Raw genomic sequence first — 20,425 nt, 5'->3', positions numbered from 1 at the left:
AATTTAGACAGTGTTGATGGCAGAGGTTAGTGAGTAGTAATGAGGAACCTTTAAAATAGTATTAGCGCATGTCATTTCTTTAGGATATGCGCGTTGAATTTGTTGAAAATATTCTGCAATCCGTTTATCGACAATTATAATATCTACATAGAATGCAAGTGGGGCGAGGTATTTGTCGGTAACATTACTCCCGCTAGCTCTGACTTCTTTTCTAATTCTTTTTTCTAATTCTAACCATAGCCACCACGACGGCATTTTTGACCACGGTAAAGTATATAGAGTATCAGTGTCGCACCCAAGTGGTTTGGAGATTATGTTCATTTTCTCAATAAAAACTCCTAGGGTACCTAGCTCACCAATAGTCATTTGGTCGTTTATAAGCTTGGTAGGTATTCCGAAGAATTTGGCTGCATGCTCAATATCGGTTCTAGAGCTTTTGAGAGTTTTACTAGTGTCGCTTTTAACGACGTTCGTAAAAGATTCCGCTACCTCGGCTGAGTTAGCAAGTTTCTTATCGCCAATTCTTGACAGTTCTTTTTCTAAATTTTGTTGAAAACCTTCCCAATCTGCTGGGGAGGACTTTGTTCGAGTATCACAAAGTTTCATGTTTTGTATGGCAGGCGACTGCGCCTGAAGAATAGATTCAATTTCTTTTTGTCGACGTGTTTCGAAATACCCCGCATCTCGCAATATGTAGCACTGATGTTCAAAGAGATCCACAAATTCCTCACCGGAGCAATACTGAAAACCTAACCTGTCTTTCGTAAGTCGAACAATTTGGCAAAAATCCCGGCTTCGATTTTCCAATAGGCACTTTGTTTCCGTGGCATGTATTTCTGCAATCGATCCCGGAAAAACTTCTATGGAATTGCCTAACCAACAGACGACTGGGAATTTTCGAATGAGCGACCAATGACGCCAAACGATCTCGTCATCTTTGTGCTGTAGGATTTCTTTTAGGTGATGCAAAGTGAAAAAGGGAACTAGTCCGTTGTTTGCTATGAAACCTACAATCTTTTTTGCTTTTTTTATTTTGGATGGGTCGCGGCAGAATAGGTCTTTGACTATTGCTCCAAAGATAGATTTATCTATAGAAATTAATTTCGACGAAATTAGATTACTGATACCAAGCCACCCTATGTTAGCAACTGGTTAGCAATATGAGGCATATCTCATTTAGACATAACCTAAATTATTCAGTAAGTGATTGATTAAATGGCGGAGAGGCAGGGATTCGAACCCTGGGAAGGTTGCCCTTCAACGGTTTTCAAGACCGCCGCTTTCGACCACTCAGCCACCTCTCCAAAAATCGTATGTATCTTCTAAGTTACTGCTAAATCTAATCTCCGTGCTTAGAAAGGTCTCAAGCGCCTCCGCCGTCGACCACTACAAAAACCATCCGTGGTTTTTGCCCCCCAAGGGGGCCATCGTCGCTATGGCTCCGATGTTCAAAATCGTTCCATACGATTTTGTCAGCCACCTCTCCAAAAATCGTATGTATCTTCTAAGTTACTGCTAAATCTAATCTCCGTGCTTAGAAGGGTCTCAAGCGTCGGTTCCCGCCGCTTTGCTCGTCTCATCCGTGAGACTCGTCCCTTCGGGACCAGCCTGCGGCTGTCCAATTTTGTTCCCTACAAAATTGTCGACCACTCAGCCACCTCTCCATAAACTTTATATTGTGGCTTAGCCACCTCGACAACTTGTTCCCGACGTTGTCTCGACAATTCATTCCAGACATTGTCTACCACGGCCTTCCGTGGCCGCGTACCACCGCCAATCGCTATCGGCTCCATGCCTTCCGCGATACTTGTACTTCCTGTACTTCGTCCAAGACTCGTTTAAGACCAGTCTATCGTTAGCTCAACTTATATATAGTCTAATTTCTTCGAATTCTACCACTATTTTTATGATGTTTTGTGAAATCATCAATAAGTTGCCAACTATAATTTTACATACTTGCCAACAGTGGTTTTAAGCTGGAGCCTGATCGTTTATTGACCAGTCTCACGGTCTCGCCTGTGTTTGTGGCGTCTTTAGTTAAACTATATTAATCAGCTACTTATAGCGGAAATTTGAATTATGTCAATAGTTTTTCGGTTTTGTGATATTTCGAAAACGCTATTGAAAGCTACTATATTGCCGCTATATAACTAATAAGGCGACGAATAATACTGTAGTTGGAGGCAGAGTTCCAGCTTGTCTTTGATTTAGGTTGGATATATGCTTCGGAACTAGTTACCAAGTGTTTGGTCTTATTATCAGTCAAACTAAATTTTTAACCAACTGGAGGTTAGCCAGAAATGAATCAAAATACTCCTGTTTTTACCGGACAGGCTACATCGGCTTTATCAACTAATAAAGTCATTCGCAATACATACACTCTACTGTCCATGACGCTGCTGTTCAGTGCTTTGACGGCTGGTTTGTCTATGTTCTTGAATGTTCCGCCCATGGTGCACTTGTTCACTTTCGGTGGTTCCATTGTATTGCTGTGGTTCGTTTTGCCTAAGGTAGCTAATTCCGGTGCCGGTATCGGTGTAGTGTTTGCTATAACCGGTTTGATGGGTTTTGGACTGGGTCCCATGTTGAACATGTACTTGTCTCTGCCCGGTGGTAGCCAGATTGTGGCGACTGCTTTGGGTGGTACCGGTGTGATCTTCCTGGGTCTGTCTGGTTACGCTTTAACCACTCGTAAAGATTTCAGCTTCCTAGGCGGTTTCCTGGTTGTTGGCTTTCTGGTGGTTCTGGTTGCTGCTCTGGCCAATATCTTCCTGGCTATACCGGCATTGGCTCTGGCCATTTCCGCAGCGGTTATTATGATCATGAGCGGTTTCATCCTGTATGACACCAGCCGTATGGTGAATGGCGGTGAGACCAACTACATCATGGCCACCATCGGACTGTATCTGTCTATCTACAATATTTTCGTCAGCCTGCTTCAATTGCTGTCAGCGTTCGGCGGTGACGATTGATCGGCTCTAAACTGATCAAGTAACAACCAAACCCCGGCGCCGCCGGGGTTTGTTTTTTCAGGCTCTGTTTTTATTTATTAATTGAATTGGGGGATTGGTATGGGTTGGGAAAAATGGGTTATGGCGGCCATGCTTCTTGCCATGGTGGTGTATTTGTTTCCGCGAGCCAAAGCCATGATGCAAAATACGCGCAAAGGTACTTCTAGTGAGTGGACTGGGTTTTTTATGGTAATTGGGGCGGTGGCTTTGTTTATTGGCTTGTTGATTATGATGGTGAGGTGATCAATATTGCTTCAATTACTATTCTGGTAATATTTCACATAATTGGGCATCGATTTGTATTGAATCTCATGCTAAATTAAACGGGAATTGAACTAACGAATCTGATGGTAGGCAACTCACTGGTTTGTAAGAATTGGATGCTGATATGAATTTTATAGAAATTGTATTACTGTTTGTTGCTGTTTCCGTCGTGGTTACGGTGATTACACTTATAGTTAATAGGAAGTCAGTCCCTGGAATTGAGAGTGATAGTGATGTTCTAGCTATTTTAAATGCTGGCGACAAAATTAAAGCGATAAAAGCATACCGTCAATTGCATGGCGTAGGCCTTAAAGAAGCCAAACAGTCATTGGAAAAAATGACACAAAATACGAATTAATATTATTTGGAGGTTAAAATGGCTGACAAAACTTTTGGGGAAGCATTTAGGGCTAATATGGAGTCTATGGGCTTACCTGTTCCAAGTACTGTGTTTGGTAGCGTTAGTGCTGCTCTGGGTACAGTCGGTGCTCTCGCTGGTGCAATCGCCAAGGTCGGTGCTACTGCAACTGTTAGTGAAATCTTTCTAACAGTATCACTAGGGGCTGGCGGTACCGCTGTTGCCGCAGCGATTGGTGAAGTTGTTGCCGTTCTTGGTGCATGTGCTGCGGCTTTTTACGTGGGAGCGTGTATTGGTTCACTACTAGTAGCTGCTTACGAGACTTTGGATGTATTTGAGATGGCGAAAGTTGCTAGCTTTTTTAGCGATATTCAAGATAAGTTAGGTCAAGCTCTGGACAAATTTATGGCTCACGTGCTTGCTACTTATCCAAAATCGTCGCCTATTCGTCAATCTGTAGTGCTGCTTGATAAATTTGTATAATACAAAAACAGATTTTTAGTCAGTCTACACAACACTATCTGATGCGGAACAGGACAAGCTGTTCCGTGATCGGTAAACAATAATAGATATTCCAGTTTTCAACGCTTGAATTTTCATCCCGCCTCAACTTCAGCATGAACTTCGTTGATTTTTTCATTTAGATCCATTAGGCGTATGGTGGTCTCACGGCCTTTAAGAATATTGAGTCTGCGGGACTAAAATCAGCAACAACAAAAACTGCGACTTCGCCGGTAAAACAGGTTTGGTTGATGTCACCATCCAGTTCCCGTAATTCTTTAATTTGTTTCAGCAGGGCGTGTTTCATTGTTGCGTCGGGCTTGGTGTTAAGTGCTGCCAGTTGTTTTCGGAGTTTTTGTTCGCACAGTTGCAGGTATTGTTGATGATGGCTGCTGTAAATGGGATACAAGTCCATGCATTGTTTTAACTTGATGATGGCTTTGTCGTTCTCGCCCAAGTTTTGATACAGTTCGGCAATGCGAAAGTAGCTGAAACGATACTCTCCGGCTCTTTCGTAGGCGGCTAGGGCTTTATGGGCATAGGATTTTTTGCCTTGACGTTCGGTTTGAGGTAGTAGTTCGTCTTGGTAGATTTGGCTTTGGTATAGTTTTCCGAGCAAGTAGTGGGCTTTTTGTTTGTTGGGATTGAGTCGGATGGCGTGGTGCAAATAAGCTTCCGTTCGACTACGACTGTTTTCCGTCAGGAACTCATGCAGTTCCCGGTGTTCCAGAGCATGGATATACAGGGCGCTTAAATCGATATAGGGGTCGGCGAAGCCGGAGGGGAGGTGGTAGCCTATGGCCCATTTTAGGAACTTTTCTGATTTTAAAAACAGTTCTTTTAGTTTTGCACGATTGTGGGGTTCTGTTGCTAAGCAACGTTTGAGTTCGGTGTATGTGGCCCGGCCTACCGAATTGTGTGCAACAGCGTGGGAGTAGGCGTATATGTTGCGATTCTCATTAAATACCTGCCTGCGTTTTTCTGCGAACCAAAGTTCTATGCTTTCAATCAATGCCAATAATTGCTGACTTAGTTTTTTCGCTGGTTTTGACGTCGTGCAATAATTCTATATCGGATTCCGGTCCAACTAAGACTCTAAAAAGTACTACGCATGAGTTGCAGGAGTTTGACAATAATTGTAAAAACACTCGGTTAACATTAAATGAGAGAGTTAGGAATTGTATAGCGTCTGTAAAAGCCCAGGGGTCGAAGAAACTTGATTTGGTAGGTTTTGGTTTGAATTCTATACCGCAGGCTGTATTTGAGTTAATACAACTAGAGGTGTTAATGCTTAATGACAATCAAATCTCAAAAATACCGCGTGATATAAAGAAGTTACAAAATTTACAACAACTCGATATCGGATATAACAATATTGCCGATGTTCCAGACGAATTGTTTGAAGTGACATCATTGAAAACTGTCTCTTTGGATAAAAACAAACTGGAGCAGTTACCAGAGTCCATAGGTCGATTAGTAAATTTAAGTAGGCTCGAAAGATTTTTATTGGGTCTTGTTGGTCAATGCGTGCTCCGCTGTTTCTGTCAAATATGGCGTAAGCTCCGCGGCCGAAAACGGCAATTTTTTGCTCCAAAAGCCAAATTCCCGATATTAGGCCCAAATTGTCGCTGTGTATCGGTAGTAGTAAATTCGGTCCTTGTTTTCGGGGGATGAGTTCTATCGTGAAATAGTCTTGCCATGATTGCTTTTTTCTTGTTCGGTTGCCAGTCGGGTTTTTGCTACGCTGGTGGTGCCAGGTGACGTTTCTTTGCAAATTGCCCACGCTTTCTGAATGTGTGAATTCACGGTATCCGTGCAGTAACCTCGCTGAGAACTTTCTTTGAAATTTTCAACGTGCTTAATTGTTTGATTGGTAGCTTGGGGGAAGGAAAAACTCTCGCATTTACATTTTCTTCACAATTTTGCTTAATGTATTGAATTTTCGGTAGAAAGTATCAAAAAAAGCCGTTTTGGGTCGATACAGAATGTGGACATTCAAATAGGGTTGGGCACCTATGAAAACAGAATTTGTGAAACTCAGTCAGTTGTATCTATGTTTTTGTATTATCTTGTTATCTGTAAATGCTATATCGATATCTTGGGAGTTTTATTTAGAGGAGTTGATCACCGGGGAGCAAGAAGCGTTTGATACGCAGATGGAGTTTGTGTCCACGGTAGTGGTTTTTTCGGTTTTGTCTTTATTGTATCCGTTCTGCCGATTGCGCCGTTGGTTAATTGTACAAAATCAAGTCCAATTAGAGTTGGAGGAAGCCAAGCGGATTGCGGACCAGGCCAGTAGTGCCAAGACATTGTTTGTCGCCCAGCTTAGCCATGAATTGAAAACTCCCATGAGTGCCATTAAGGGGTATGCCGAATTTTTGAGAACTGAACCTTGTGATGCAAAGCTACAGAGTGATTTGTTGGCACGGATTGAGAGCGCTTGTGAATACACTCTGTCAATTGTGCATGATTCTCTGGATCTGGCGGCGGTGGAGTCGGGGCATGTGGTTGTCAGAGATTCGGATTTTGATTTAAACCAGGTGTTGGACGAGTGCCGTGATTTGATTATGCCCCAGCTTCAGAAAAAGTCCTTGGATCTGTCTGTTAACTATGCGGAAGAGTCCCATTGGGTTTGTGCGGATCGGACCCTGGTAAAGCAGATTGTTCTAAATTTGCTTTCCAATGCGGTTAAGTACAATAGCGAGTCGGGCAAAATAATTTTGACTTGCGACAATGATGCCAATGGCGGGGTGCGTTTGGACGTGCAGGATACCGGTCCCGGATTGTCTGAACAGGACCAGAAAAAGATTTTCTTACCGTTTGTTCGTTTGAGTTCAGGAGAGGAGGGCGCCGGTATTGGTTTGAGTGTTACGCAAAAACTGGCTGAAACTCAGGGGATCAAGCTGGGCGTCAACAGTGTTCAAGGTCAGGGTGCTACGTTTTGGTTGAAATTTGCCTGTTAGTGTTTTCGTGTTGATGTAAACGTTTTGATGTGAAGCAATAATAATAATGCTGAACAAGCCAGGGTTAAATAAACGACTGATTCTGCGCCTGATCCTGGTGTGGCTTTCCTTGTCCAGCCTAATCGGCGTGTTGGTGTATTACCTGGAACTCGCCGATGTGGATGAGTATGTTGTGGAATTGGTGGTTAATGATGCCAAAACATTTGATCGGGCGTTGATCGACCTTATTGACTCCCCGGATCAGGGGCAAATTACCAAGCTGCAACGTAAGGCGGATAGTTTAATCGAACGGCACTATTCACTGGTGGATGTTTATGATTTGAATCAGGCCCATGTGGTAACCGCTGAGCGTGAGTTGGATCATGATATTCGTAACATCATCGAGCCACGTCATCATCAACTACCGTTGGACAGGCGGATACACTTTGATAAATTCAGTATAAATGGCCAATTGTATTTACAGGTTTTGGTACCATTAAAAAATTCCCAAAGTGAAGTCGCTGGATATTTCGAAGGGGTGTATCTGGTCGAGGACGAGGTACTGTCCGCCATCAATCGGCGCATTTACCGCACCTTGTTGTTGGTGGTGGTGTCGTTGCTGGCTTGTGCGGTGGTTTTGTATCCGGTGATTTTACGCTTGAACCAGCATTTGTACAATTTCTCAAAGAAAATGCTGCATGCCAATTTGCAGTTGATGGATGTGTTGGGTAATGCCATTGCTGTACGCGATGAGACCACAAATAGCCACAATTACCGTGTCACGCTGTACGCGGTGCGCATTGGTGAGGCGGTTAGTCTTAATCACAAGGATATGCGCAGTCTGATTGCCGGGTCTTTTTTGCACGATGTGGGCAAAATCGGTATTCGGGATGAAGTGTTACGTAAGCCCCACGGGTTGAATGAAGCAGAGCAACAACATATGCGCGAGCATGTGTTGTTGGGATTGGATGTGGTAGGGAATACGGAATGGTTGGAGGGTGCGCGTGATGTCATTGAGTTTCATCACGAACGATTCGACGGCAGTGGCTATATGGGAGGACTAAAGGGGGTTAATATCCCTTTAATTGCCCGAATCTTTGCCATTGCCGATGTGTTTGATGCCTTAACAACCAAACGGGATTACAAGGAAGCGTATGACTTTACTGATGCCATGAATATGATGTGGCAGGAAAAGGGTAAGCACTTTGATCCCTGGTTACTAACCCTGTTTAAAGGTTTCGCTGCGGAGTTGTACAAGCAGATTCACAGTGCGGATGATGCGACCTTGGAGAATATTCTTACGCAGGAGATAGATCGTTATTTTTTTGAGCAGCAGTTGTATTCTATTTGAACATTAAAAACCTCCGTTCTACGAGCACCTTTCTTTTAGTATTATCGTTTTGCATAACCCACTGCCTAAGTGTTGTTAGTGCACGACAAAAAATACACTACAATTTCAATGGCCTAGTAGCCTCACCGTGATTGTTGTCGCACTTAAGCAACGCCGCCGCTGTGTTTGTTGTCCAGGAAAACGGAATTTTTAGCGTAACTGATTGAATAAGCAGTCAATAAAACTCCTGGCTCGGTTTTTGCCATAGCGGTAAAGATAATGGCAATTAACAAGTTAAGCGGGTGATGTTGCATAGTGAGAAACAGGACCCGTTTAATGCCAAATAATAATGTTATTCAGCTGTTCTATCGCTGGATACTGAGTGAGGGTGGTTATGGGCTATCGTTTCAGAAGCAGAATTTTAAGCGGTTTGTTGTTGTTTTCTTTAGTGGGGCTCAGCGCTTGTGGGGGAGACGAAGAGGCGGTTTCTGATAATTCATCGGCGTCCATTTATGCGGTAGTCGGTGGAATTCTGGAGGTTGGTGTAGGCGATACGGTACAGCTGGATGGAAGTCGTTCCAATATTGATTCCCAAGAAGGATTAAGCTATCGCTGGACATTTCTCTCCAAGCCAATGGGCAGTACCGCGCAATTGACAGGGGCCAATAGTGCCAAACCTTCCTTTGTGGCCGATATGTATGGTGCTTACAAAGTCGAGTTGGTGGTGAGTGCACGCGCCGTGAAGAGTGAGCGGGCGATTGTTACGGTTATGGCATTTGATCTTAAGCCGGCAGGCTACAACTATCATTTCGGCTTGCCTTCAAAGTGTGCCAATTGTCATAACGGAGAGCCCGACAAGTTAAGCGGCATGTCCGGCAATCATCCGTCTACGTCCGGAGTCTGCGAGGCTTGTCATATTACCTTTTCCTTTGCTGAGATTTCGTTGGTGGATCATCTGGAGGTACTGGGGGCTTGCAGTTCCTGTCACAATGGCTCCGGCGCTATCGGTAAGTCCGCAAACCATTTGCCCACCAGTATAGAGTGTGATCGATGTCACAGCACCGCCAGTTTTGTGGAACGGGCAATGGATGGCAGTTTTGATCATACCGGCATAAGCCAAGGCTGTTCCACCTGCCACAATGGTCGTATCGCTACCGGTAAACACGATACTCATCCTGCTACGGTGAGTGATTGTTATTTTTGTCATACTACGGTGGATTTTGTTGCGGTGTTGTTTGACCATAGCACCATTACCGAAGTCTGTTCCGCCTGTCATAACGGTGTTCGGGCTATAGGTCAGTCCAACACGCACCCGCCAACGACAGAAGAGTGTAACTTGTGTCATAGTACCCGCAGTTTCAGAATGGTGGACTATTTTGATCACACGGTTTTGGAAGTAACCCAACAGCGTTGCGATTCCTGTCATGACAACGCTTTTGCCATCGGCAAGCACGCCAATCATATTCCGGTGACACAGGATTGCGGTGTCTGCCATATTCCGGGTCTGTTTGCCGGAGCTCAGTATGATCACAACGGTGTAGTCAACAATTGTTCCAGTTGCCATGGAAGTGGCAGTGCTATTGGCAAGGATGCCGACCATATTCCTACGCAGGAGGATTGTTCCGTGTGTCATCAAGACACCAATGCTTTCTTAACGGTGGTGTTTACTCACACGGGGATTGTCGATGGTTGTGGTGGTTGCCATAACGGGCGTTTGGCTTTGGGCAAAGCTGCGCTGACCCACTTACCCACGAGTGCGGATTGCTCTGTGTGCCATACCAGTACAAGCACGTTTACCGCTGTGCTGTTTACTCACGCGGGGATACTGTCAGGCTGCAGAGGTTGTCATGATGGCAGTTTCGTCAATTCCGGTGCTTTAGCGCAACATCCGCAACACAGAGACACATCGGCAGATTGCGGTTTGTGTCATGGTACCACCAGCTTTGCTTTGGCGGTGACGTTCGACCACAGCGGTGAGACCAATAACTGTGTCCGTTGCCACGCGGGTGATCGACCGGCGTTGCACATACCCACCACTCAGGATTGCAGTGTTTGTCATGTGCCCGGTAACTTTGCGGCAACCACGTTCAATCACGAAGGTATCGTGAATAACTGCGGTTCCTGTCATGACGGTACGTCTGCGCGAGGTAAACCGCCGGGCCATGTGCCAACAACCCAAGATTGTGCGCTTTGTCACAATACCACCGTTTTTGCCGGTGCCGGGTTTAATCACACCGGCATCGTGAATAACTGCGCCCAATGTCATAATGGCACAACAGCGCCTGGAAAAAATGGCTCGCACATTCCCGTTACCAATACGCGGGACTGCGGCGAATGTCATTTGACCACCGGTTTTATTCCGGCAAGTTATGATCATTTGGGTGTAACGGGCAACTGCCGGCTTTGTCATGACGGTGTGTTGGCGGTGGGTAAGTCTGCAACCCATGTGAGCACCAGTCAGGACTGCAGTGTTTGTCATAATACCCGTAGTTTTTTGGGTGCCGTGTTTGACCATACCGGTATTAGTAGCAATTGTTCCAGTTGTCATGCGGCGGATAAACCGCTTGGTCATGTGGCCACCAATTTAGATTGTTCCTTTTGTCATGCGCCGGGAACGTTTGTAGGCGGGATCTTTGATCATCAAGGCATTAGCGGTGGTTGTGGCGACTGCCATAACGGTACTACGGCAACCGGTACTTCCCCCGGGCATTTTAATACTGCCGAGGAGTGCAATGTGTGCCATTCCACCGCGGGGTGGGCTCCCATCAGTTTTCGTCACAGCTCTGCTAATTATCCGGGAGATCACAACTCAAGGGTGGTGTGTCTGTCATGTCACCGCAACAATAGTGATGTCATTACCTATTCCTACCCGGCCTACGCACCGCAATGCGCCGCATGTCATGCCGGGCGTTATCGTCCCAATGATCATAACGGTCGCGCCTTATCACAAAATGCGGATTGCGGTCGCAGTGGCTGTCACCGTGTCAGTTCCCGCAGTTGGTGATCTCTTACGCAGTTTATTTGAGAGGGGCATGACTTGCCCCTTGTTTTTCTAACGTAATGATTTTCCCGCAATCAGGATTAAATACCCCCGTCAAACCAATACTTACGAAATGCCTCATCTAAGTACTTATAAACTGAGTCCAAAAGTAATATACTGCGCGAAAATAGTTAGCTATACAAATAACAATGCGATTTCAGTGGATTAACGAAATTTCGTAGATGGGGGCGGTTATGTGGTGTATATCTGAGAGCGGGTTACTCGGTCGCAGTGTATGCTTTTTCGTATTGATGTGGCTTAGTGCCTGTACCGGGGAGCCACAGAACCTGCAATTTGGATATGCCGGGGCAAAATCCACAACCATATATGCTGTGGTCAATGCCATTCAGGAAGTCGCAACTATGACCGTGGTGCAACTGGATGGGAGTGCATCCAGTGTCTCCACGCGCAAACCTTTAACATACACTTGGACATTGATTTCCAAACCGGCTAATAGCAACGCCCAGCTGCAAAATATAGATGGGGCTTTCGCTGAATTTACCGCCGATGTGTATGGAACCTACCGGGCCCAATTGGTCGTCAGTGACGGTGAATTCACCAGCCAGCGCGCCATTGCGTTTATAACCGCGTTTGATTCTCCCCAGCGACCCCCGGTGAATCACCATGGGTACAATTCACACTGCGCCATTTGTCATACCGGGGCCGTTAATACGGGTATGTCGGCAAACCATCCTTCAACGTCCGATACGTGCGAGGTTTGTCATACCACCTTTGGTTTTGATCAGGTCCCTTATGTGGATCATCAGGAAGTGTATGGCGAGTGCAGTACTTGTCACAACGGTCGCATTGCACTGGGTAAATCCGCATCCCATCCCTTGACGCGTTTGGAGTGCGGTCAATGTCATACCACTGAAGATTTTATGGTGGGTGTGCTGGATAACTTTGATCACACCGGAGTGACGCGAGATTGTGCCGCTTGTCATAATGGCGTGGTAGCTCAAGGCAAACACGAGACGCATCCGTTAACGTCCAGCGATTGCAGCTATTGTCATATCACCACGGAATTTATCACCATTCTGTTTGACCACAGTACGGTGACTGAGGTGTGTTCCTCTTGCCACAACGGGGGTAGAGCCATCGGTAAGCCCAATCCCCATCCGACCACCAGTGCCGAATGCGGTATGTGCCATAACACACGCAGTTTTCGCATGGTGGATGTTTTTGATCATACCGTAGTGGCTGTGGCGCAACAGCGTTGCGACACCTGTCACGACAATGTGTTCGCCGTAGGGATGCATAATGGACACATTCCGGTGACACAGGATTGCGGTGCCTGTCATACCCCCGGTTTATTTACCATGGCAGAGTTTAATCACAACGGTATTGTAGACAATTGTGCCCGGTGTCATGGAAACGGTACGTCTGTGGGCAAACCTGTGGGGCATATTCCCACACTGGACGATTGTTCCGTGTGTCATATCAGCACGAGCACCTTTTTATCCATTCAGTTTACCCATGACGGGATTACCGGAGGCTGTGCCGGTTGTCACGATGGCAGCGGCGCCACCGGTCAGGAGGCCGCTCCCAGGCCGCATGTACCCACTTTGGAGGATTGCTCTCTGTGTCATAGCAGTACCGCGAGTTTTGCGACAGTGTTATTCACCCATGCGAATATTTTGGGAAATTGCGGCTCCTGTCACAACGGCGCGTATACAGCATCGGGCGCACCTGGTAAGCACGCCGGTCATGTGGCCACCGAGGAAGATTGTGGTTTGTGTCACGGGACACGAAGTTTTGCCGCCGACTTAACCTTTGATCACACCGGCATTGTTGATAATTGCAATCGTTGTCATGCCACTCGCAAACCGGTGGGTCATTTACCGACAACAGCGGATTGTAGCGTGTGTCACATCGTGGGTAATTTTGCCGCGGTGATTTTTAACCATGCTAACATCGTGCACAACTGCAGTTCCTGTCACAATGGGACATCGGCGCAGGGTAAGCCCACGAATCATGTGCTCACCAGCAGTGATTGCGTTATCTGCCACAATACCACTGCCTTCGCCGGGGCAAGGTTTAATCATTCCGGTATTGTGGGTAATTGCGCCCAGTGTCACGACGGGGTCACTGCTCCCGGAAAGCACGGTTCCCATGTTCCCGTATCCAGTACCCGCGACTGCAGCGAGTGCCATACCATTGCCGGATTTACGCCGGCGACGTTTGATCATCTCGGGGTGGTGTCGAATTGCCAATTGTGTCATAACGGCGTATTGGCGTTGGGTAAGCCCGACAACCATATCCGTACCACGCAGGATTGCAGTTTCTGTCATGTTACTCGTAGTTTTAGGGAAGCGGTGTTTGATCACACGGGTATAGTCAGTAATTGTTCTCAATGCCATGCTGCCGATAAACCACCGGGGCATGTTCCTACCACTCTGGACTGTTCTTTCTGCCATACGCCGGGAACATTTGTCGGTGGTACCTTCGATCACCAGGGGATTACGGGGGGCTGCAGCGCTTGTCATAACGGGCGTTCCGCCATTGGCAAGTCCGGCACGCATTTTGTTACCAACCAGGAATGTAACGTTTGTCATGTCACCACGGGCTGGGTCCCCATTCGATTTACCCATAGTTCCGCCAGATATCCCGGCGATCATAATTCCAGTGTGGTGTGCCGCTCGTGTCACCGCAATAACAGCCAAACCATTATCTATCAATGGCCAACTTATGCGCCTGCGTGTGCGGGGTGTCATGCCGGACGTTACAGCGCCGGAGATCATGGCGGTACATCTGTAGCACAAAATGCCAATTGCGGCCGTTGTCACCGGGTTAATGGGCGCGGCTGGTAAGGCTGCCGGAGATTATTCGCCGATAATTTGCAGGCTCACTTTGCGTGTGCGTGGACCGTCCAGTTCTATCAGCATGACCGATTGGTATTGACCCAGCATCAGTTGACTGTTTGCCAGTGGGACCACTTCGGAGCTTCCCAGTAACATGGCTGCCAAATGGGAATGGGCGTTTTCCGGTTCGTCATCCGGGCAGTCCCTCAGGGCAATATCGTTGTGAAGGTAGCGCTCATTGGGTGGAATGAGGCGGGTTAAAAAAGTTTTTACATCGTCCAGCAGTCTTGCTTCGAATTCATTAATACAGATGGCGGTGGTGGTGTGTTGTGACGTGACGGTGACAAAACCGTTACGGATGCCCGACCTGCTGATTTCAGTGTTAATTTGAGGCAGGATATCGTGTAGTGTGATGCCTTGTCCTGTGTTCAGTTCGATGAATGCACTTGCGATTTTCACTTATGGTTTCCGCCGGATCAAAACGGGCCATTGTAAGCCCAAAGTGGCGGCGTGTGAATGTGTTACTGTTAGCCCGGGGTTTGCTCGTCACCAACCGTACTTGTCCGCCAGGTTGGGATATAATCGACCCAGATCGCCTTCGTCCCATTGTTCGCCGGAGGGTTCGTCGGGGTAGGCCTGGTCATTCTCAGGTATGTCCTTGCCGGTTTTTTCTTCATAGGCTTCCAAGGCGGCGTAACCGAACTCCTCAAACGAAAAGTCCTCCACATCGTCCAATTCCGCCAGGGCTTCGGGGTCTTCCAGAGCGGCATCGTACATTTCCCGGCCTTCGGAAATAAGCCAGTCACAAAAATAGCGAAACCCGTCATCAGAGCAACCGCCGTTGATCACATAGGCGGCACCCCACAAGGGCCAGCGATAGGCGTTGACGATTTGTTCAAAATAAATACTGTCGAACTTTTCAATATCACCCGCCGACAGGTTGGACAGTTTGTCCTTTAGGGTTTGAACCCGTTCGGAAAAATCGGTGCCTGCTTCCACTCGAGTTTCATCAATGAGTTTCCAGAATTTGTCTTCATTCATTTCCTTCACCTATCTTTGGTATCCAGACCATCCTTGGCCTTTAATGCATTACGCCGTCCGTGAGCCTGATTTGTGTCGCAATGCAGTACAGGCTGTTCTCATTCCAATAATAGATCGCCTTGTGGCAATATCAATCGCATTTTTACCTCATTGCCTTAGGGAACCAGCGCACAGTTTTGCAATACGGTTGAGGTTCTTGCCAAGGAGGATTGGCAGAGAGAGGCTGGACAAAACCTTAGTCATCACCAACAATGAGATGGCGCTTTCCTTATTAGGGAGGCACTCAGCAGGCAAGGGTCAATAATTATTTTTGGGGGTGGATCATGTTGGGGCAAGGAATCAAACGGGGTTTGTGGTTAGGTGCATGTCTGGTCTTGGCGAGTGGATCGGTGTGGGCAAAAAACGTCAAGGTGACGCCCTTAGGCAGTCATGATGGGGAGTTTTGTCGCTTGGATCGAGCCCTGGTTTTTGAAGACCCGGATGGTACCCGTTTGCTCTACGACGCCGGTCGTACAGTGGCGGGGCCTGAAGACCCGCGCTTGGGTAAAATCGACGCAGTGTTAGTCAGCCATATGCATGGGGATCATGTGGGTAATGCCCAGATCAAAAACGTGAACGCAGGCAGTTGCGGTAAACCGGAGTTTGTGGATGCCTTACCCAATACCAATACGGTGAATATTGCTCTGGCCAAGCAGGCCAAAATCATTACGGGCAGTGAGATGCCCAAATTTTTTGCCAATAAGCTCAAAGCTTTGGGGGGCGATCCCAAAGCATCACAATTGGTGCGCTTTGGCGCTTCTTTGCAAGTGGGCGGGGTAACCATCACTACGGTTCCCGCGGTTCACTCCAACGGCATAGCCGGTGACATGATCGGGGGCGAGTTGGGGCAGATGATGGAAAGTGCCGGATTGACCGCCTATGCCGGTCCACCTACGGGCTACGTGTTGCGTTTCAGCAATGGTTTGGTGGTGTATTTATCCGGTGATACCGGTGTGACGGCCGAGCAGGATTTGGTGGTGCGGGGCCATTACGGTGCCAAACTGGCGGTAATGAATATTGGTGATACCTATACCACGGGTCCTAAAGAAGCGGCCTATGTGGTTAACAAAATGGTCAAACCTAAAGCGGTGATTGCTTCCCATGCCAATGAAGTGGCGACAGAAGGTGGTAAGCTGATTAAGGGTACGCGCACGGCCATCTTCAAACAGGCTGCCCGGGTGCCGGTTCACGTTCCCTTGAGTGGTCGCACCATGGAGTTTAACGAACGGGCCAAGTGCGTTAAGGGATGTTGAGAAGCACGAGCCGGAACCGCCCATGCACCACGGTCGAATCACCATCGGTTAAAGTTCGTAGCTCCGGTGTTTATGTCTCACCTTGGATTAAACGCAGCCGACGCGGTTCATCGAGTTTTTATAGCTGAATCTCGTCGAAATTTTGCACTTGTGGGTGCGATGGGTCTTCGCTCTTACCTTCGCGCATGCTCCACACGGTTTGCATTCCGGCTTCACGGGCGGCGTCCAGCTCGCCCTTGATGTCGGATAAAAATAAAATCTGTGCTGCCGGCAACTGTAATTGTTCCACAATGGCACGGTAAGCCTGTGCATCTTGCTTGTGACCGATAAGGGTATCAAAATAACCGGAAAACAGCGGCGTCAGGTCTCCGTATTCCGTGTGGGCAAATAACAATTTTTGCGCATACACGGAACCGGAGGAATACACATAGAGTTTGATTCCCTGTTCCTGCCATTGTTTTAAGCAGTGGTAGGCGTCGGGATAAATGTGCCCGTGAAAATCACCGTTGTGGTAACCGTGTTCCCAAATCAAGCCTTGCAGCGCTTTAAGGGGGGTGATTTTTTTGTCGGCGTCAATCCATTGGTTTAATTGGGCAATGGCCTCATCCAAATTCAACTCACGTCCGGCTTCCCGGTTGACGTCTTGTAACAGGGGTTCCACATCCTCTCGGTGGTGGTTTTCCTTGATAAAGGCTTGCATATGTTCTCTGGCGTAAGGAAACAACACATCCTTAACAAAGGAGAGCGAGGAGGTGGTGCCTTCGATATCGGTGACTATGGCCTGGATTTTCACATTTTGTCTCGGAGTTTTATTTCGATGCTAAGCGGGTTGTGCCGCAAAGCGATCGCAAAAGGTATCAAAATCAGGAAAGCGTGTGGCAATATCACTGCCGGTAAACTCTCCCACCCAGCCGTCGGGAATCACAAACAACCGGATACATTTGAAATCCGGGTTTGCACCCATATCAAACCAATGGGTGGTATTGGCCGGTACGCTGATTAAATCACCCTTTTCACACAGTACGTGATATACCTTTTGGTCGATGTGTAAATAAAAAAGACCTTTGCCGTCGACGAAAAAGCGTACTTCAAAATCGCCATGCGTGTGTTCAGCCAGAAACTTTTGTCGGAACTCGCCTTTGTTGGGGTTGTCCCGGCGCAGGGAGACCACATCAACCGATTGAAAACCGTATTGCTCGTTTAGTCGTTGTACGTCCGCATCGTAAGCGGTAAGTACTTCGTCTTGCTGGGCATCGGCGGACAGCGGCTGATCGGTTTGCCATTGCTCAAATTGCACACCGACGGCTTTCAGCTGCGTGGCGATTTCACCATGGTCCGTGTACAGTTGATCCAGAAAATTTCCTTGTTCATCGTATATGGCCAGTGTGCTCATGATGATAATCCTCGCAATGTAAGTTCGCATTGAAACAGAAATTCAAAAGCTTCCAGATGTCGCACCGTGTCCAGCACTGTACTGCCCCAGGCGTATAGACCGTGGCCGGCGATTAAATAGCCGTGTAGGTGTTCATTCTGCTGCAGACGTACGGCCACTTGTTGCGACAAGCGCTCAATATTCTGGTCATTGGGAAACACCGGAATGGTTAAACGGCTTTCGTGGGTATCAATGCCCTCAAAGGCCTTTAATAACTCATAATCTTCCAGAATGAGATCATGGGTGCTGATGCGTGATAACAGCGTGGAATTGACCGAGTGGGTATGCAGGACCGCACCCACATCAGGAAAATGTTTGTACAGCTGGGTATGTAATAGGGTTTCCGCTGATGAGCGTTTCTCGGTGTTGATTCCATTGCCTTCATAATCCACGGCCATGATGGCATCCGTGTTCAGTTCACCCTTGTGGTGACCGGATACGGTAATGGCGAGTGTGGACGCATCCACGCGAGCGGAAAAATTGCCACTGGTGGCAGGCACCCAACCTTGAGTGTGCATGCGTTTTCCGGCGACCACTAACTCTTGTGCCTTTTGTAAAAAAATATCGTTCATGCGGCAGTGTCGTTACAAGTTTAAACGGCGCATTTTCGCATGGATTGCTTGTGAATCCTATGTCTGATTTAACAGGCGGGTAAAAGCCGGGGGGGATTGGGCCGGGATGGCCGCTCGGCCATCCCGGATTTCCATTGCCATCGGGTGCAGCAATTAATCCATTATAAACAATAATCTATTATCACTCCGGCGTCGCCGTCAGTGGTGGGTACGACGCTGAAGTCCAGGCTGGTGGATTCGCCGAACATGCAAGCTGCACTGCCGCTGGACAAAATGGGACCGGCCACACCGGCGGATGAGGTATAGCGCCAGGACACCAGGGAGATGACGGGACCGATACCGTTTTCCATGGGTTGAATCCATGGACCACCGGAAGAGCCCGCCGCTAACAGACAGTCGTTCAACCACCAATTGACCGAGCCTTGGGTGGTCATGTCTTGGGCGCAATACATGAAGTTAGGATCATTGGCATAGGTGTAACCCAGCGCATGGGTGTAATCCACACTGGTGGCACTGGGATCGCCATCATCAACATATGGGGGCAAAAAGCTAAGCGGTAGGGCGCCGGCGGCGTTGTCCAATGCTTCGCTCACGGTTTGACTTCCTACGTGGGCGCCCGTGTCACTGAAAACATAATATGCCACATCCCACGCTTTGTTGTTGGGAAATACCTGGCTGGACCATTGCGCATCTACCACACCGAAAGAAGGAACCCAGCAACCCATGGGATCATTTTCGCAGTTGCGGTCGGATTTCGTACCCGTGGTCTCAGTTTGATTGGGGATAAACAGGACCTTGCGGGCAAAGGCTTTATTGTTGTCGTCATAAACACAATGGGCGGCGGTAATGACGATGGAACGCCCGCTTACCGGATCTTGTACTACGGAGCCGGAGCACACATACGCGGTCCACGGTCCGGTACGGGTGGCTTCCGAAGGCATTTCAAAGTACAGGCGTCCGGAGGCCATTTGTACCGCGCCACCTTCGTTCCAGGCGCCATTAGTGACAATGTAAGAACCGGTGCCGTTAGCGACATCGACGCTAAAGTTCACTGTTGCAGAAGTGGCGGTGTTGAGTTTTCTGCTGGCGTCGGTCGCAACGACATACCAGGACCAATTACCGTCACTAAATCCATCCACAAAGGTTTCCCAACGGTCATTACCTGCATGGGCTGCGCTCAAGGTTTGGGTGCTTATACCATCGGGATACACAATGACAAAGGAAACAGAAGCGATACCGCTGCTGTCAGTGATGTTGGCGGACAATATATAGTTGGAACCGACCGTCTGGTTTTGTACCGGGTCCATATTGCTGATTGAGGGCGCGGTGCTGTCTCTGGTGCCGCCGGTCGGTTTTGCGCTGGTGACCGGTTCGGAAGACTGCAGTTGCATTTGCTGATGGGCGTAGGGGTGCAACATGTTGCTGCTGCCCCGCAAATACCCCAGACCGCGATTATCAATGAACAAATCTCGGGGGACTGCCTGCGACCGGCGAGTTGCAGTCCAATGATCCACTATGGCCTGCGCATCGGCACCTACGGCGTGGCTGTTGAAGGGAACACTCATACCGCTTGTCAATACGGTTAAAATGACACTGAAGGCGGCGCAACGTCGGGGGCAAATTGCAAACATGCAGGCTTTCCTTTCTGGTAAATAAACAAGTCTAGACAATTTCGCGGACATGTATGGGCGCAGTTCTCAAAACCGCGGCGGGAGAGAGTGTGAAAATTCACAATATCTCACTCCGGGAACCGTCGACGGATTCACAATTAGGTTGTGGCTGGACTGTGTTGGGGGGTACAATCCTTTGCTATAAAACATCAAATATTAGCAATATCAAAA

At 47.9% G+C, this 20,425-nt stretch carries 18 protein-coding genes and 1 tRNA gene; 10 read left to right on the top strand and 9 right to left on the bottom strand.

Features of this window, described 5'->3' with window-relative positions; translation table 11 throughout:
• Positions 1–3: 3 nt before the first annotated feature.
• Positions 4–720 carry a hypothetical protein gene (locus tag OEY58_21220; protein MDH5327983.1) on the bottom strand — a complete coding sequence of 239 codons (717 nt, stop codon included), beginning with the start codon at positions 718–720 and terminating at the stop codon, positions 4–6.
• 496 nt (positions 721–1,216) lie between these two features.
• Positions 1,217–1,304, bottom strand: a tRNA-Ser gene (locus OEY58_21215).
• A 996-nt stretch (positions 1,305–2,300) separates the two neighbouring features.
• Here OEY58_21215 and OEY58_21210 point away from each other — a divergent pair.
• The 4 genes from OEY58_21210 (at position 2,301) to OEY58_21195 (ending at position 4,116) form a co-directional block, all read left to right on the top strand.
• The gene (locus tag OEY58_21210; protein MDH5327982.1) at positions 2,301–2,972 is read left to right on the top strand and encodes a Bax inhibitor-1/YccA family protein; all 672 of its coding nucleotides are present in this window, start codon (positions 2,301–2,303) and stop codon (positions 2,970–2,972) included.
• A 99-nt stretch (positions 2,973–3,071) separates the two neighbouring features.
• Positions 3,072–3,254 carry a hypothetical protein gene (locus tag OEY58_21205; protein ID MDH5327981.1) on the top strand — a complete coding sequence of 61 codons (183 nt, stop codon included), beginning with the start codon at positions 3,072–3,074 and terminating at the stop codon, positions 3,252–3,254.
• 145 nt (positions 3,255–3,399) lie between these two features.
• Positions 3,400–3,633 carry a ribosomal protein L7/L12 gene (locus OEY58_21200; protein ID MDH5327980.1) on the top strand — a complete coding sequence of 78 codons (234 nt, stop codon included), beginning with the start codon at positions 3,400–3,402 and terminating at the stop codon, positions 3,631–3,633.
• 18 nt (positions 3,634–3,651) lie between these two features.
• Complete coding sequence (locus OEY58_21195; GenBank protein ID MDH5327979.1) at positions 3,652–4,116, top strand: hypothetical protein; 465 nt, start codon at positions 3,652–3,654, stop codon at positions 4,114–4,116.
• Between the two features lie 166 nt (positions 4,117–4,282).
• Here the strand turns inward: OEY58_21195 and OEY58_21190 are convergent, their stop codons facing one another.
• A complete protein-coding gene (locus OEY58_21190; GenBank protein ID MDH5327978.1) occupies positions 4,283–5,152 on the bottom strand; it encodes a hypothetical protein in 870 nt (289 codons plus the stop codon).
• Between the two features lie 203 nt (positions 5,153–5,355).
• Between OEY58_21190 and OEY58_21185 the strand changes: the two genes are divergently transcribed.
• The 5 genes from OEY58_21185 (at position 5,356) to OEY58_21165 (ending at position 14,256) form a co-directional block, all read left to right on the top strand.
• Positions 5,356–5,808: a leucine-rich repeat domain-containing protein gene (locus OEY58_21185; protein MDH5327977.1), complete on the top strand. Its 453-nt coding sequence runs from the start codon at positions 5,356–5,358 to the stop codon at positions 5,806–5,808.
• 341 nt (positions 5,809–6,149) lie between these two features.
• The gene (locus tag OEY58_21180) at positions 6,150–7,097 is read left to right on the top strand and encodes a HAMP domain-containing histidine kinase (protein MDH5327976.1); all 948 of its coding nucleotides are present in this window, start codon (positions 6,150–6,152) and stop codon (positions 7,095–7,097) included.
• Between the two features lie 46 nt (positions 7,098–7,143).
• A complete protein-coding gene (locus tag OEY58_21175) occupies positions 7,144–8,427 on the top strand; it encodes an HD domain-containing protein (protein ID MDH5327975.1) in 1,284 nt (427 codons plus the stop codon).
• A gap of 373 nt (positions 8,428–8,800) precedes the next feature.
• Positions 8,801–11,410: a hypothetical protein gene (locus tag OEY58_21170; GenBank protein ID MDH5327974.1), complete on the top strand. Its 2,610-nt coding sequence runs from the start codon at positions 8,801–8,803 to the stop codon at positions 11,408–11,410.
• 230 nt (positions 11,411–11,640) lie between these two features.
• Positions 11,641–14,256, top strand: coding sequence for a hypothetical protein (locus OEY58_21165; protein MDH5327973.1), 2,616 nt, complete (start codon positions 11,641–11,643; stop codon positions 14,254–14,256).
• Between the two features lie 12 nt (positions 14,257–14,268).
• Here the strand turns inward: OEY58_21165 and OEY58_21160 are convergent, their stop codons facing one another.
• Both OEY58_21160 and OEY58_21155 read right to left on the bottom strand, forming a co-directional pair.
• Positions 14,269–14,706 carry a secondary thiamine-phosphate synthase enzyme YjbQ gene (locus tag OEY58_21160; protein MDH5327972.1) on the bottom strand — a complete coding sequence of 146 codons (438 nt, stop codon included), beginning with the start codon at positions 14,704–14,706 and terminating at the stop codon, positions 14,269–14,271.
• An 87-nt stretch (positions 14,707–14,793) separates the two neighbouring features.
• Positions 14,794–15,288 carry a DUF4240 domain-containing protein gene (locus OEY58_21155; GenBank protein ID MDH5327971.1) on the bottom strand — a complete coding sequence of 165 codons (495 nt, stop codon included), beginning with the start codon at positions 15,286–15,288 and terminating at the stop codon, positions 14,794–14,796.
• Between the two features lie 323 nt (positions 15,289–15,611).
• Between OEY58_21155 and OEY58_21150 the strand changes: the two genes are divergently transcribed.
• Positions 15,612–16,580 carry an MBL fold metallo-hydrolase gene (locus tag OEY58_21150; protein ID MDH5327970.1) on the top strand — a complete coding sequence of 323 codons (969 nt, stop codon included), beginning with the start codon at positions 15,612–15,614 and terminating at the stop codon, positions 16,578–16,580.
• 118 nt (positions 16,581–16,698) lie between these two features.
• Here OEY58_21150 and mtnC read toward each other — a convergent pair whose 3' ends face one another.
• The 4 genes from mtnC to OEY58_21130 all read right to left on the bottom strand — a co-directional run bounded on the left by mtnC (position 16,699) and on the right by OEY58_21130 (position 20,215).
• On the bottom strand, positions 16,699–17,373 hold the full coding sequence (mtnC, locus tag OEY58_21145; GenBank protein MDH5327969.1) for an acireductone synthase: 675 nt from the start codon (positions 17,371–17,373) through the stop codon (positions 16,699–16,701).
• A 27-nt stretch (positions 17,374–17,400) separates the two neighbouring features.
• The gene (locus OEY58_21140; protein ID MDH5327968.1) at positions 17,401–17,973 is read right to left on the bottom strand and encodes a cupin; all 573 of its coding nucleotides are present in this window, start codon (positions 17,971–17,973) and stop codon (positions 17,401–17,403) included.
• Entirely contained in the window at positions 17,970–18,584 is a 615-nt protein-coding gene (locus tag OEY58_21135; protein ID MDH5327967.1) for a methylthioribulose 1-phosphate dehydratase, read from the bottom strand. The genes OEY58_21140 and OEY58_21135 overlap by 4 nt, the downstream gene beginning before the upstream one ends.
• Positions 18,585–18,745: 161 nt before the next feature.
• On the bottom strand, positions 18,746–20,215 hold the full coding sequence (locus tag OEY58_21130; protein ID MDH5327966.1) for a hypothetical protein: 1,470 nt from the start codon (positions 20,213–20,215) through the stop codon (positions 18,746–18,748).
• Positions 20,216–20,425 lie beyond the last annotated feature (210 nt).

Source organism: Gammaproteobacteria bacterium, assembly GCA_029882975.1.
Taxonomy (GTDB): Bacteria; Pseudomonadota; Gammaproteobacteria; order SZUA-152; family SZUA-152; genus JAJDNG01.
This window is presented reverse-complemented; position numbering and strand designations above follow the sequence as displayed.

What these genes read in the sequence shown, in the direction of transcription:
- OEY58_21210 (MDH5327982.1), top strand. Translation starts at nt 2,301, where the DNA reads ATGAATCAAAATACTCCTGTTTTTACCGGACAGGCTACATCGGCTTTA.
- OEY58_21205 (MDH5327981.1), top strand. Translation starts at nt 3,072, where the DNA reads ATGGGTTGGGAAAAATGGGTTATGGCGGCCATGCTTCTTGCCATGGTG.
- OEY58_21200 (MDH5327980.1), top strand. Translation starts at nt 3,400, where the DNA reads ATGAATTTTATAGAAATTGTATTACTGTTTGTTGCTGTTTCCGTCGTG.
- OEY58_21195 (MDH5327979.1), top strand. Translation starts at nt 3,652, where the DNA reads ATGGCTGACAAAACTTTTGGGGAAGCATTTAGGGCTAATATGGAGTCT.
- OEY58_21180 (MDH5327976.1), top strand. Translation starts at nt 6,150, where the DNA reads ATGAAAACAGAATTTGTGAAACTCAGTCAGTTGTATCTATGTTTTTGT.
- OEY58_21175 (MDH5327975.1), top strand. Translation starts at nt 7,144, where the DNA reads ATGCTGAACAAGCCAGGGTTAAATAAACGACTGATTCTGCGCCTGATC.
- OEY58_21170 (MDH5327974.1), top strand. Translation starts at nt 8,801, where the DNA reads ATGGGCTATCGTTTCAGAAGCAGAATTTTAAGCGGTTTGTTGTTGTTT.
- OEY58_21165 (MDH5327973.1), top strand. Translation starts at nt 11,641, where the DNA reads ATGTGGTGTATATCTGAGAGCGGGTTACTCGGTCGCAGTGTATGCTTT.
- OEY58_21155 (MDH5327971.1), bottom strand. Translation starts at nt 15,288, where the DNA reads ATGAATGAAGACAAATTCTGGAAACTCATTGATGAAACTCGAGTGGAA.
- OEY58_21150 (MDH5327970.1), top strand. Translation starts at nt 15,612, where the DNA reads ATGTTGGGGCAAGGAATCAAACGGGGTTTGTGGTTAGGTGCATGTCTG.
- OEY58_21140 (MDH5327968.1), bottom strand. Translation starts at nt 17,973, where the DNA reads ATGAGCACACTGGCCATATACGATGAACAAGGAAATTTTCTGGATCAA.
- OEY58_21135 (MDH5327967.1), bottom strand. Translation starts at nt 18,584, where the DNA reads ATGAACGATATTTTTTTACAAAAGGCACAAGAGTTAGTGGTCGCCGGA.
- OEY58_21130 (MDH5327966.1), bottom strand. Translation starts at nt 20,215, where the DNA reads ATGTTTGCAATTTGCCCCCGACGTTGCGCCGCCTTCAGTGTCATTTTA.